This is a genomic window from Acinetobacter sp. 22301 (assembly GCF_052045285.1).
GTDB lineage: Bacteria > Pseudomonadota > Gammaproteobacteria > Pseudomonadales > Moraxellaceae > Acinetobacter > Acinetobacter pittii.
In genome coordinates, this window is sequence record NZ_JBQEOR010000008.1 from 12,723 (window position 1) to 26,803 (window position 14,081).

At 40.9% G+C, this 14,081-nt stretch carries 11 protein-coding genes; 5 read left to right on the forward strand and 6 right to left on the reverse strand.

All coding sequences use genetic code 11. The features are described 5' to 3' along the window. Positions 1-38: 38 nt before the first annotated feature. The 5 genes from ACTJJH_RS12690 to ACTJJH_RS12710 all read right to left on the reverse strand — a co-directional run bounded on the left by ACTJJH_RS12690 (position 39) and on the right by ACTJJH_RS12710 (position 6,220). Positions 39-1,394, reverse strand: a complete 1,356-nt coding sequence (locus tag ACTJJH_RS12690) for an MFS transporter (RefSeq protein WP_167563772.1) — start codon at positions 1,392-1,394, stop codon at positions 39-41. A 100-nt stretch (positions 1,395-1,494) separates the two neighbouring features. After that, complete coding sequence (locus ACTJJH_RS12695; protein ID WP_440601276.1) at positions 1,495-2,778, reverse strand: DcaP family trimeric outer membrane transporter; 1,284 nt, start codon at positions 2,776-2,778, stop codon at positions 1,495-1,497. A 276-nt stretch (positions 2,779-3,054) separates the two neighbouring features. Continuing rightward, positions 3,055-3,726, reverse strand: a complete 672-nt coding sequence (locus ACTJJH_RS12700; protein WP_167563773.1) for a class I SAM-dependent methyltransferase — start codon at positions 3,724-3,726, stop codon at positions 3,055-3,057. Positions 3,727-3,799: 73 nt separating this feature from the next. Beyond that, entirely contained in the window at positions 3,800-5,494 is a 1,695-nt protein-coding gene (locus ACTJJH_RS12705) for an AMP-binding protein (protein ID WP_440601221.1), read from the reverse strand. Between the two features lie 108 nt (positions 5,495-5,602). Next, positions 5,603-6,220: a TetR/AcrR family transcriptional regulator gene (locus ACTJJH_RS12710; protein WP_002114305.1), complete on the reverse strand. Its 618-nt coding sequence runs from the start codon at positions 6,218-6,220 to the stop codon at positions 5,603-5,605. A gap of 144 nt (positions 6,221-6,364) precedes the next feature. On the opposite strand from ACTJJH_RS12710, the gene ACTJJH_RS12715 reads away from it, so the two are divergent. From ACTJJH_RS12715 to ACTJJH_RS12735, 5 genes are read left to right on the forward strand one after another with little or no spacing between them, the layout of a single operon-like run. Next, complete coding sequence (locus tag ACTJJH_RS12715; protein WP_240282638.1) at positions 6,365-7,537, forward strand: isovaleryl-CoA dehydrogenase; 1,173 nt, start codon at positions 6,365-6,367, stop codon at positions 7,535-7,537. 24 nt (positions 7,538-7,561) lie between these two features. After that, positions 7,562-9,163: a carboxyl transferase domain-containing protein gene (locus tag ACTJJH_RS12720; protein WP_440601222.1), complete on the forward strand. Its 1,602-nt coding sequence runs from the start codon at positions 7,562-7,564 to the stop codon at positions 9,161-9,163. 9 nt (positions 9,164-9,172) lie between these two features. Next, positions 9,173-9,976, forward strand: a complete 804-nt coding sequence (locus tag ACTJJH_RS12725; protein WP_440601223.1) for an enoyl-CoA hydratase/isomerase family protein — start codon at positions 9,173-9,175, stop codon at positions 9,974-9,976. A gap of 11 nt (positions 9,977-9,987) precedes the next feature. Then, positions 9,988-11,979 (forward strand): acetyl/propionyl/methylcrotonyl-CoA carboxylase subunit alpha, encoded by a 1,992-nt coding sequence (locus tag ACTJJH_RS12730; RefSeq protein WP_440601224.1) that lies wholly within the window; start codon positions 9,988-9,990, stop codon positions 11,977-11,979. Beyond that, positions 11,976-12,878: a hydroxymethylglutaryl-CoA lyase gene (locus ACTJJH_RS12735; RefSeq protein ID WP_440601225.1), complete on the forward strand. Its 903-nt coding sequence runs from the start codon at positions 11,976-11,978 to the stop codon at positions 12,876-12,878. The genes ACTJJH_RS12730 and ACTJJH_RS12735 overlap by 4 nt, the downstream gene beginning before the upstream one ends. Before the next feature lie 250 nt (positions 12,879-13,128). On the opposite strand, the gene ACTJJH_RS12740 is transcribed toward ACTJJH_RS12735, so the two are convergent. Continuing rightward, positions 13,129-14,070: a LysR family transcriptional regulator gene (locus ACTJJH_RS12740; protein WP_002114430.1), complete on the reverse strand. Its 942-nt coding sequence runs from the start codon at positions 14,068-14,070 to the stop codon at positions 13,129-13,131. Positions 14,071-14,081 lie beyond the last annotated feature (11 nt).

Genomic DNA, 14,081 nt, shown 5'->3' on the forward strand with positions numbered 1-14,081 from the left:
ACGGATAGGAATTTGTTTCCTACCCGTATCCATATTGATTAATTACCCTCTAACTCAACATTAAGTTTTGGTGTAATAGGCTGTTTTTCAGCTGAATATCGTTTTAAAACCATGACGGCGAAAAGCGCTAAAATTGCAGGAATTGCGATCATCACAAAATTCATCTTATGCGGCAATTCTAAACCCAATAACAGGCCCGTTAAGATAGGTCCAACAATAGCCCCAATTCGACCTACACCAGAGGCACAGCCAATTCCAGTAGAACGCACACTTAATGGGTAATATTGTGCAACGTAACTATAAAGAAGAATTGAAGTACCAATCGTTGCTGCTCCTGCAACAGTCACCAAACCATATAAAACATAGGCTGGTGACTTAAAGCCTAAACCGACTAAAGCGACAACACCCGCCAGTAGCATTCCCATAATTACAGGTTTTAAATGGAATTTATCAGACAAAATACCGCCACCGATTGAACCGATCATTGCGCCAACATTTAGAGCAAGCAAGAACAAAATACTCTTTCCGAGTGAATAACCTGCTGCCAGCATGAGTTTTGGTAACCAGCTACTTAAGGCATACACCATGAGTAAGCACATAAAGAATACGAGCCAAAACATGATTGTATTGAAAGCACGGCCTTGCTGAAATAATCCCTTTACAGAACTACCTGTTGGAACATTATCCTCATTAAGCAGTAAGTGAGTATTAATCGTTAGGTTTTGTTCAGGTGAAATTTTTTGAATAATGCGCTGTGCTTGCTCAGTCTTACCTGTCTTAACTAAAAAGGTTAAAGACTCAGGTAAAAACTTCCAAATGACAGGTAATAAAAATAGTGGAATACCGGCAATTAAAAACATAATTTGCCACCCCTGACTTTCAACCAAATAGCTACCGATCAATGCTGAAAGAATTCCCCCAATTGCATACCCACTAAACATACTCCCCACCAAAGTACTTCTTATACGTTTAGGCGCATATTCTGATGTAAGTGCAACTAAATTTGGCATGACCCCACCAATGCCTAGTCCTGCCAAGAACCGAAGTATCCCAAACTCAAGTGGGCTTGATGCAAAAGCACCTAAAAAGGTGAAACCACTAAAAAAAGTCACACAGATTAAAATTACCTTTTTACGACCTATTTTGTCTGCCAATGTTCCAAAGAACATCGCCCCAAACATCATCCCGCATAGTGCTGTACTTGCTAACATCCCCGCCTGTACAGCTGTTAATGACCACTCTTGCATTAGCAAAGGCAGTACCACGCCATAAATCACCAGATCGTAACCATCAAAAATAATAATTAATAAACACCAAAGTAAAATACTCCAGTGAAAAGGGGTAAATCTGGCCTGATCAATAACTTCATTTACATTTAATTTAGATGTTGTCATTTACTCACCTCCTTTGTGAGATAAATTCATATTCAATTTTTTAAAACGACATACTGCACCCTAAAGAAAAAACAAATTATTCAAGGTTTTATTGAATAAATTAAAAGTCATAACTCGCCATCATATTGAAGCGGTTATCAATCCCGTTACGTCCATCAAAAGTTTCTCGTTCGCCATACACATATTCGACGCCCAAGGTAATTGGTTTGTATGGGTTATAAAGCGCATTCACCCAGCCCTGCCAAAGCTCTTTATTTTGGGTGGTGCTATTACGTTGTAATTCAGCAAAACGGTTATCATCTTTGGCTTTCATATAGCCATAAGCTAAGGTTGAACGAATTTGCGGTGTAAATTGATGAGTAATACCTAAAGAAACGGTATCAAATTCATTGCTATGCATATTGTTTTGATCATCTATTGCATAGCCACTGTTACTCCATAGCAAGAAACGCCCATCTCCTTTGACATGGTAATAATCAGCTTTAAGTAAAGTATCGGGGGTAATTTGGTATTTACCGCCCAAGCCTACGCCCCAAGCGACTTCCTCATCATGATTAGTTCTCTTTTCGGCAACAAAACTACGTCCCGACAACATCGAGCCATTGGCAAATTTATGATTTAACCGACCTACCAACGCTGGTAAACGCATTTTATTATCTGGGTCTGAGCTCGCAGTATATTTCGGATCTTCAACCGATATTGCAAAGCTTGTATTTGCCGTTAAGTTATCGCTATAGCGAACTAGCGGTGATCTTAACAATGCACTGCCTACAAATGTGCCCGCATCAATCGTTTCCGGATAATATTCGGGTGCGATAAATGTTGACCACGTTTGACCAATAAGCCATTTATCAAAAGTTAAATAAGCATGGCGTATGCGAAACTGATCACGAGTGGCTGCGCCAAAGAAGTCCATTTCCAACTTTCCGCCCACATCACCCGCGGCTGTTGGGGTTTTAAAATTCAACCCGAAACGTGTCACATTAACCGTACTGTGCAACTGGTCTTTTTGTGCAGATTCTTCTGGCGTGTTTTCAAGTGGAACACCGCTAATATTGTTATACATCGTAGATGCCCCCTTCATTTGATAAGATGCATCTGCCCGTATATAACCATATAAGTTAAATTCTGCACCAGACTTGGTTAAACCTTGTTTTGTAGGCTGAATAGCTTGGGGTGTTGCAGTAGTTGCTAACTCCACTCGTCCTTGCGATAAAGATTTTTGCGCCTGCATATTGGCTTGTAACATAGCCCGAAGTTCTTTCACTTCTTGGCGAAGTTGTGCTATTTCAGGATCTGTTTGACCTGCCAAAGCGGAAGACATAAACAGGGTCACAGAAACAGCCAACAGGCTTTTTTGAACCGTTGTATTTAAAACTTTCATCATGAAATTTTCCTTTTGATCTTTAATTGGACTTAAAGATCTCGACATCCTTTTTGTTATGTACCCATCTAAAATAGGTGCTTAAAATTTGTCTTTCTTTCACAAGAAAAACCTTCGATCATATTTTTTAGACAAAACCTCCCTAAAGCGGCCTGAAAACCACTTTTAATTTGTTTTAAGTAAAGCCAAATCTTCTAATTCTTTTCAGTTTTTCTATTCTCTTCCTCATTGAGAATATGCAGGTTTTATATCCGTATTAACGCTTTCCCAAATCCATTATTTTTTTGCAATAAACCCTTGATACGTCAAAATTTGCGTATAAGGATGCACACTTTCAAAACCAGTTTTTTCTAAAAGTTTTATATATCCTTCAGTGGTTAGGCTAAAAAAGTCTTGCGCCATACGCTCTAACATTTTTTGACATTGTTCTTCTGTTAAGCCTTGTGCCAAACATAAATAACGTAAAGCTTGAAGATGCTGTGGATTTACACACGTCATTAAATCGTAGGTCAGCAAAATCGCTTTTTCTTTTAAGCGATCATAAATATCCTTAAAAAAAACAGGTTTTATGTCATCTGCAATAAAATGAGCCACGAGAATAGAAAGTGCAGCATCAAAGCAATTTTCCAGAGGCAAAGCTGAAGTTTCACCGTGAACAAAGTTCACATGAGAAGATTTATCTAAAAGTTCAACCTGCTCCTGAGCTTTTTGCAGCATAGTCAAAGATGGATCAACTGCTGTAAATTTCCAGTTTGGATGACGTTTAAGTAAATATTCGAGTTCATACCCAGTGCCACAGCCCACAATTAAAATATGAGCATTTGGTGGTAACGCTGATTGCAAAATGGCATCCACCTGTTGATGGATCACTTCATAACCCGGAATTAATTTACGAATATGTTCGTCATATCCTTCGACTACCTTTGGGCTATTAAAGTCTTTTGCCATTTTGCTTATATCCTCTATTTAAGCTGCCTTTCAACTTATAGTTTGCTGCTCTTTGACCAAACTTTTAACCTCTTTAGTCAAAGACATTTCCAGTTAAGTTAAGTTCAGCTCGCATAATTTCCTGCAATTTAAACTTTTGCGCTTTGCCTGAAGCTGTCATTGGAAACTCATTAAAGAATCGGACATAGCGCGGCACTTTATTATGAGAAATATGCTCTTTGCAGAATTGGCGAATGCTGTCTTCATCAATTTGATGATGTTCATGCAAAATAATACAAGCACAGAGTTCTTCGCCATATCTGGCATCTGGCAAGCCAATGACTTGGACATCGCTTACATCTGGATGAGTGTATAAAAAGTCTTCAATTTCTTTTGGAAAGAGATTTTCCCCACCACGAATCACCACATCTTTAATACGGCCTTTAATTTTAATGAAACCGTCTTGATCCATTTCGGCAATATCACCTGTATGCATCCAGCCAGCAGCATCAATCACTTCACGGGTCTTTTCTTCTTCACCCCAATAGCCAGCCATCACTGAATAACCGCGAACGCATAGCTCACCTAAAGTGCCTTGCGGAACAATCTGCCCTTCTAAATCGACAATTTTAATTTCAACATGCGGATGAACATGCCCAACTGTGCTTACCCGTTTATCAATCGAATCGTTTACTGAGCTTTGTACACTCACTGGCGAGGTTTCGGTCATGCCATAACAAATGGTGATTTCAGACATATGCATTCGGTCTATAACACGTTGCATAATTTCACGTGGACAAGGACTACCTGCCATAATGCCTGTTCTTAAGCTCGATAGATCAAAATCATTAAACTGTTCATGCTCTAAGGTTGCAATAAACATGGTTGGCACGCCATACGCTGCCGTGCAACGCTCTTGATGAATCGCTTTTAAAGTTTCTAAAGAATTAAATACAGCCGATGGATAGATCATGGTTGCCCCATGCGTAACGCAGGCTAAATTCCCCATGACCATGCCAAAACAATGAAACAACGGCACAGAAATACAGACTTTATCTTGAGGGGTTAAACGAATGCCTTCACCGACAAAATAGCCATTATTTAAAATATTATGGTGGGTCAACATGGTCCCTTTAGGGTTACCTGTTGTACCTGATGTAAATTGAATATTAATGGTTTCATCAAACTGAAGTTGCTTGGTTAATAGTTTTAATTGTTCTAGCTGTTCAGAAGTTGGTGTAGTGACTAAATCACTAAAGCGATGAATACCCGTATGGTGCTGATCATCAATTTTAATGACAAATTTTAAATGTGGTAGTCGCGCTGAACTAAGTACTTTATCTGGACTGCTCGTTAACTCAGGGGCAATTTTTGTGAGTAGTTCTTGGTAATCAGTCGTTTTGAATTGAGAAGCAATAATCAATCCTTTGCATGAGACTTTATTCAACACATATTCAAGTTCATGGCTTTTATAAGCTGTATTTAGATTGACTAAAATAATCCCTGCTTTAAAAGCTGCAAATTGGGTAACTGTCCATTCCACACAGTTAGGCGACCAAATGGCTAATCGATCGCCTTTTTTTAATCCCAATTTTAAAAGGCTACAAGCAAAAGCATTTACTTCATCTTGTAAAGCTTTATAGGTTAATCGTCTGTTTTGATGAAAACTAACGATTGCTTCCTTTTCAGCATATTGCCGACAAGCCTGATCAAATTGTTCACCAATGGTCATACCCAATAAGGGCTGCGTGCTTGGTCCCGAGGCGTAGCTTAACCGTTCTTGTTGCATTGAATCATTCTCCTTGATTCTTCTAATTCTCTTCTTACCTGATCTAATTGTTGTTACTGCAACTATTTTTCTAAACCGCCTTCTTTGTGTTTTTTTCCTTTATATGCCCTATTTCCTCTGCACAGCATCTACACAAAAATCAGCAATCTGTTTTGAAAAATAGTCTTTATGCGCATGATCAAACTTTGTATTTTGAGCTGGGTCTAGGGGTTCAACTACCACATAGGTCATGGCACCGACAACACAAAGTGCTGCTGTATTTAAATCATCCAAGACAAACTCACCACTTGCATTTCCATCCGCAAGTATTTTTTTAATACTTTGTTTAATCAATTGCTTCACACGAAAACGCTCATGTTCAACTGTTGAATCGACAGGTTCAAACATGAGTGAATATGCAAGCTGAGGACTATTCAGTGCCCGTTTTACAAAGGTTGCCACAGCCTTATGTAATTTCTGCTTTGCCGATAAGTCACTTTCGGTAATTGAGTCAATCACCAATAGTTCTGTATTAATGGCTTCGGACAAAACTTCAATCAGCACTTGGCTTTTATTGTCAAAGTAACGATAAACCAGACCACTTGATACGCCCGCTTGCTCTGCAATTGTTTGTATTTGCGCGTCTTTAAACCCTCCCTCTGAAATTAACTTTCTGGCTGAACTCAAAATCGACTTACGATTTTGCTCCATCCGCTCTTGCATTAAAGATGATCGTTTATAGCTCATAATTTATTCTCTAACAAATAAAATGAATTGTAAATCATTTTATGAATCAGTATTCACTTTTTTAAAAAATCATTGTATGGTAATTATCAAATACCCACAAAATATTTTATGGACAACAAATATAACCAATAGGATGAAGATATCATGAACCTACGCAGCTTGAATTTCGGTCTAGATGAAACTTTAATTGCGCTTCAAGATTCAGTGGCAGCATTTTGTGCAAAGGAAATTGCACCAATCGCCCAACAAGTTGATCAAGACAACAAATTCCCTGCACATCTCTGGAAAAAATTTGGAGATATGGGCCTTTTAGGCATGACGGTTTCTGAAGAATATGGCGGTGCCAATATGGGTTATTTAGCTCATATTATTGCTATGCAAGAAATTTCGCGTGCTTCGGCATCTATTGGCCTGTCATACGGCGCTCATTCTAATTTATGTGTAAACCAGATTAACCGTAACGGTAACGAGCAGCAAAAACAAAAGTATTTACCAAAACTGATTTCCGGTGAATATGTGGGTGCCCTTGCGATGTCTGAACCAAATGCAGGTTCTGATGTCGTCAGCATGAAATTACGTGCTGAGCAAAAAGGCGATCATTTTGTTTTAAACGGTTCAAAAATGTGGATCACTAACGGCGGTGATGCAGATGTACTCGTGGTTTACGCTAAAACTGACCCACAAGCTGGCGCGAAAGGTATGACTGCTTTTTTAATTGAGAAAGGCATGAAAGGCTTTAGTCACGGTAACCATTTAGACAAACTCGGTATGCGTGGCTCTAACACTTACCCTCTGTTCTTTGACAATGTAGAAGTACCTGCTGAAAACGTACTCGGCGGCGTGGGTAACGGTACAAAAGTACTGATGAGTGGTTTGGACTATGAACGTGCAGTTTTAAGTGCCGGACCTTTAGGCATTATGGATGCCTGTCTGGATGTGGTAATCCCATATTTACATCAACGTGAACAGTTTGGTCAGGCTTTAGGTGAATTCCAACTTATGCAAGGCAAACTTGCCGATATGTATTCAACTTGGTTGGCATGTAAAGCTCTTGTATATGCTGTTGGTGCTGCCTGCGACAAAGCTGATCATGACCGTAGCTTACGTAAAGATGCTGCAAGTGCCATTTTATATGCTGCTGAAAAAGCAACATGGATGGCTGGAGAAGCAATTCAAAGTTTAGGCGGCAACGGTTATATCAATGAATTCCCAGCTGGCCGTTTATGGCGCGATGCAAAACTTTATGAAATTGGTGCCGGAACTTCTGAAATTCGCCGCATGCTGATTGGTCGCGAACTCTTCAATGAAACCAAATAATAATTATAAATAAGGACGCATCTTATGAACCAATTACAAAGCAAGATTAATGTTCGAAGTGAAGACTTCAAAACAAACCAGCAAGCCATGCAAACATTGGTCACAGATCTAAAACAAGTTGCCCAGCGTATTGCTTTAGGCGGTGGTGAAAATGCCCGTCAAAAACATTTGGCTCGAGGTAAACTTTTACCCCGCGAACGTATTGATCAACTGATTGACGTCGGTACGGCATTTTTAGAAATTGGTCAGTTGGCAGCGTACAACGTTTATGAAGATGATGTTCCTGCCGCGGGTGTAATTGCAGGTATTGGTCAGGTCAATGGTGTGACTTGCATGATCGTTGCCAACGATGCAACGGTTAAAGGCGGAACGTACTACCCACTTACGGTTAAAAAGCATTTACGCGCACAAGAAATTGCCGAACAAAATCACTTGCCTTGTATTTATTTGGTGGACTCAGGCGGTGCCTATTTACCAATGCAAGATGAGGTTTTTCCAGACCGTGATCACTTCGGACGTATTTTCTATAATCAGGCACGCATGTCGAGCCTAGGGTTTGCCCAAATTGCTGTGGTGATGGGTAGCTGTACCGCTGGTGGTGCTTATGTACCTGCCATGTCCGATGAAACCATTATTGTCCGTAACCAAGGTACGATTTTCTTAGGTGGCCCTCCTCTAGTAAAAGCTGCAACTGGCGAAGTGGTGAGCAGTGAAGATTTAGGCGGTGGTGATGTGCATACACGTCTTTCAGGCGTGGCTGACCATTTAGCCGAAAATGATGAACATGCTATTGCGATTGCGCGAAACATTGTTGCGAACTTAAATAAAAAGCCAAATGACTTAAATAAACAAGTTGATGAACCATTGTTTGATGCATCTGAACTCTATGGCGTGGTACCAAATGATGCGCGTAAACCTTTCGATGTACGTGAAGTGATTGCCCGTATTGTAGACGGCTCTCGTTTTGATGAGTTCAAAGCACGCTTTGGTTCAACACTGATTACCGGTTTTGCTTCACTCTATGGTATGCCAGTCGGCATTATTGCCAATAACGGAATTTTATTTTCAGAGTCTGCACAAAAAGGCGCGCACTTTATTGAGCTATGCACACAGCGCAATATTCCATTGTTATTCCTACAAAACATTACGGGCTTTATGGTTGGTCGCCAGTATGAAAATGAAGGGATTGCAAAAAACGGCGCTAAATTGGTTATGGCAGTTGCAACCGCAAATGTACCAAAACTTACCCTAATTATTGGCGGTTCGTTTGGTGCAGGTAACTACGGTATGTGTGGCCGCGCTTATTCACCACGCTTTTTATGGACTTGGCCAAACTCTCGTATTTCAGTGATGGGCGGCGAACAAGCGGCAAGCGTACTCTCGACTTTAAAACGTGATCAGATTGAGCAAAAAGGTGCCGAGTGGTCAGCTGAGCAAGAAGATGAATTTAAACAACCCATTCGTGAACAATACGAGCGTCAAGGTCATCCATATTATGCTTCTGCTCGTCTTTGGGATGACGGTGTCATTGACCCAGCTCAAACTCGTCAGGTACTTGGTTTAAGCCTTGCTGCGGCCATGAACGCCCCAATCCAGCCGACCAAATTTGGCGTGTTCCGCATGTAAGAGGTGTATATGAGCTATCAATTTTTACAACTCGAACAACAAGGTCAGGTTGCCTATGTTTGGCTGAACCGCCCTGAACTACACAATGCTTTTAATACGACAGTCATTGAAGAACTACATGCTTGCTTTAAGCAAATTAATACCCGTGATGACATTCGTGTTGTGGTTTTAGCTGGTCGCGGCAAAAGCTTTTCGGCAGGTGCCGACCTCAACTGGATGAAACAGGCAGGTCAGGCATCTTCAGCAGAAAATGAAGTAGATGCATTAAAACTTGCACAAATGTTGGATGCACTTGCAACGCTAAAACAACCGACTATTGCTCGTGTGCATGGCATTGCTTTTGGTGGTGGCATGGGTTTGGCATCGGCATGCGATATTTGCATCGCCAGCACTGATGCCAAGTTCGCAACCTCTGAAGTTCGTTTAGGTCTTGCTCCATCTACCATTAGTCCTTATGTGATTCGTGCGATTGGTGCAAGACAAGCTTCCCGTTACTTCTTAACTGCCGAACGGATTTCAGCACGTGAAGCCAAACAAATTGGTTTAGCACACGAAGTAGCAGATGCTGAAGACTTAGATAAAAAAGTTCAAGAAATTGTTGATGCTCTATTACTCGGTGGCCCGCACGCTCAAGCGGCTTCAAAACAACTCATTCAAATGGTGAGCAACCAGACCATGAGCAATGACTTGCTGCAACAGACAGCACATCATATTGCTCAAGTTCGTCAAGGCAGTGAGGCAAAAGAAGGTCTAAGTGCCTTTTTAAATAAACAACAGCCTACTTGGGTTTCTAACTCGAATAACAACAATTAAGGACGATCATCATGTTTGAAAAGATTTTAATTGCGAACCGTGGCGAGATTGCCTGCCGCGTAATTCGTACAGCTAAAAAATTAGGGATTGCAACAGTTGCTGTTTACTCAGATGCAGATGCAAATGCACAACACGTCAAACTTGCAGATGAAGCGGTTTATATTGGTCAGTCCCCTGCAACACAAAGTTATTTACAGGTTGATCGTATTATTCAAGCTGCCATTGATACAGGCAGCCAAGCGGTTCATCCGGGTTACGGCTTCCTTTCTGAAAATGACCAGTTTGCGCTCGCTTGCCAACAACACAATATTTGCTTTATTGGGCCGCCAGTAGATGCCATTTTAGCCATGGGCTTAAAAGCAACCTCGAAAGCTTTAATGGAAAAAGCAGGCGTTCCTTTAACACCGGGTTATCACGGAACCAACCAAGATGCCGACTTTTTAAAACAACAGGCAGACCGAATTGGCTATCCTGTTTTAATTAAAGCCAGTGCTGGCGGTGGTGGTAAAGGCATGAGTCTGGTTGAACGCAGTGAAGACTTTTTGCATGCCTTAGCCTCTTGTAAACGTGAAGCTAAATCGAGCTTTGGTAATGATGATGTCTTGATTGAGCGTTATGTGATTCAGCCTCGCCATATTGAAGTACAAGTATTTGGTGATACACATGGCAACTACGTGCATTTATTTGAACGTGACTGCTCTGTACAACGCCGTCACCAAAAAGTGCTAGAAGAAGCCCCTGCTCCACAAATGCCAAGCGAGAAGCTCGATGCAATGCGCCAAGCTGCAATTGATGCTGCACGTGCCGTAAATTATGTCGGTGCAGGTACGGTTGAGTTTATTGTAGAACAAGATGGTACGGCGTATTTCATGGAAATGAATACCCGCCTACAAGTCGAACACCCTGTCACTGAAATGATTACAGGTGAAGACTTGGTTGAATGGCAACTTCGTGTGGCTTATGGCGAACCTTTACCTAAACTACAAAACCAATTACAGATTCACGGACATGCGCTCGAGGCACGCATTTACGCTGAAGAACCTGAAAAAGGCTTTTTACCTGCCATTGGTAAAATTGACTATTTGCATTACCCAACTCAAAACCAATATGTGCGTGTAGATAGCGGTATTGTTGAAGGCGATGAAATCACGACGTATTACGACCCTATGATTGCCAAATTGATTGTATGGGGTAAAAACCGTGAAGCTGCACTTATTCAAATGCAAAATGCTTTAAGCCAATTCCATGTGGATGGCTTAGGCAACAACATTGCTTTTCTTGAAAAAATTGTTCGTAGCGAATCTTTTAAACAAGCCAAGCTTGATACCAACCTGATTCAACGTGAACAAAACTTCTTGTTTAGCCCAGAAGATATCAAACCTGAACTGGTGATAGCAGCAGCATTTATTGAGTTTTTAAGTAAACTTAATAACAACAGCTCAAGCCAAAAACAGCTTTGGCAGGCTCAGCCGCTTTGGCGTTTAAATATTGCCTATCAGCACAGTATTAAACTGAATTATTTAAACCAAAATATTCAAATTAAATTTGCCTCAAATGAAGATGGCTTCACCGCAGAATATAACGGTCAAAGCTACCCGATTTCTGGTCAATTGATTGATGCACATACTGCTTCTGTTCAAATTAGTGGAACTCAGCAAAAGCTGTCTTTTAACCAAAGTCAGCAAGGTATTACCTTGTTCCAAAATGGACAAAGCTATAAGTTTGCTTACATCCGTCAAGATTATAATCAAGCAGATAGCCAAGCCGATGAAGGCCACCTAAAAGCACCAATGCCGGGTGTGGTCACGCAAGTTTTGGTGAGTGCAAATCATAGCGTGAAGAAAGACGATATTTTAATGACGCTTGAAGCAATGAAAATGGAATATACCATCCGTGCCCCTAAAGATGGCGTGATTGTAGACTCCTATTTCCAAGTTGGTGATCAGGTCAAAGCTGGCGATGAGCTTGTGGAATTTCAGCCTGCACAGGAGGAAGTTGCATGAGTGAATTTGTCAAAATCGTGGAGGTCGGTCCCAGAGATGGCCTCCAAAATGAAAAGCAGGCTTTAACCGTCGAACAACGCTTAAACTTTATTAATGACCTAATTAGTGCAGGCCTAAAATCGATTGAAGTCGGTTCATGCGTTTCGGCAAAATGGGTGCCGCAAATGGCTCAAAGTGACGAGCTATTTAAGTTATTACCCCAAACAACCGATGTGCAATTTAGCTTGCTTACCCCCAATATCAAAGGTTTTGAAACTGCTCAAGCGGTAGGATGCAAAGAAGTTGCGGTATTTACCGCAGCTTCTGAAAGCTTTACACGTAAAAATATTAACTGCTCAATTGACGAAAGCTTTGAAAAATTTAGCGATGTCATGACTGCTGCAAAAGCACATAACATCCGTGTACGCGGTTATGTCTCTTGCGTTGTCGACTGTCCTTATGAAGGTGCAATTGCCCCTGAACAAGTGGTAAAAGTTGTTAAACGGCTCTATGACATGGGCTGCTATGAGGTGTCTTTAGGTGAAACTATTGGTACCGCAACACCAGATCGCGTTCAAAAGGTTTGGCAAGCCTGTCTTGCTGAACTCGACAGCAAGGTTTTGGCAGGACATTTCCACAATACCTATGGCATGGCGATTGCCAATATTTATCAGTCTTTACAGCAAGGCATTCGTGTTTTTGACTCGTCCCTTGCAGGACTCGGTGGTTGCCCTTATGCCAAAGGTGCCTCTGGTAATGTATCGACCGAAGATTTGTTTTATTTGTTGTCGCACATGGGGTTTGAAACTGGCATTGACTTAGAAAAACTGATGCAAGCCAGTCAAAATATTAGCAATGTATTAAACCGAAAAAGCTTGTCGAATTATGCAAATGCTTATTGGCAAACCAAGTGTGCGTAGTCATTAATTAAAATAGCTCAGCATCTGGTATAAAACTTAATATTAGGCTGAGTACCAGATCATCCTATCTCATCTTTATCTCATTTCGTTCAGGAATTGGGACTAATTCCCTTATGCAATTTTTTTAAAATTTATCGTTTATCTCTGTATTAAATGCCTCTTTCAAAAAAAGCATTCTCTACCCTATTTTTATTCTAATCTGTATTATTCTTCATCCTTTTTTATCTTAGTCCTTAAAAAATTTATCTCATTATTTATAAAAATAAGATGCATCCATTTCAATTCTTGGAGAAATATATTCTTCCACCCAATCTAACCATGCACGTGTTTTGGCATCGATAAAATGGCGTGAAGGCAACAAGGTATAAACTCCGATATCGGGCGAACGCCACTCTGGCAAGATATGACATAATCTTCCATTTTGAACCGCATCTAAAGCCGAAAACATCGGCAATAATGCGATGCCCATATCTTGTTGCACTACATCTAATAATAACTCAGGGTTATCTGCAATGAGTTGCCCGCCAATGTCGATTTGGTAAGACTCACCACTTGTATTTAATAAGTGCCAATCTGGTGTAATAGACGGGTTTACCAAGCGTAAACAGGCATGATCTTTTAAGTCTTCTGGGGACTTCGGCATACCATGCTTTTCTAAATAAGCAGGTGAAGCACATAAAACAGAAAAGATAGTGCCAATTCTGCGTGCGACAAAACGAGAGTCTGTTAATGATTCAGTCAGATAAAGACTGACATCCACCCCTTTTGCCAACAAGTCTGGAACGTACTGTGAAGTCGTATATTCCACTGTTAATTCGGGGTAATGCTTACAAAACTCGGCCATCACTGGAAAAACATAATGATGCCCAAAGCTTCCCATGCTTAATACACGTAAACGGCCTTTGGGTTTAGATGCTGTTCCTGTTACTTCTGATTCTGCTTCATCCACCATTGAAATGACTTGCCGACAGCGTTCTGCGTAAGTCGCACCAATATCGGTCAGTGCCTGCTGGCGTGTTGAGCGTTGTATTAATTTTGTACCTAAGCGTGTTTCTAGCTCGCTGATAAGACGTGAAACCTGTGCTGTGGTCAGATCCATCTGCTCAGCTGCTGCTGTGAAACTCCCGCTATCAATCACTTTCAGGAATGCATGCATTGCATGCAATAGTCCACCATCGAGATTTTTGCGCATAACGTAAATAT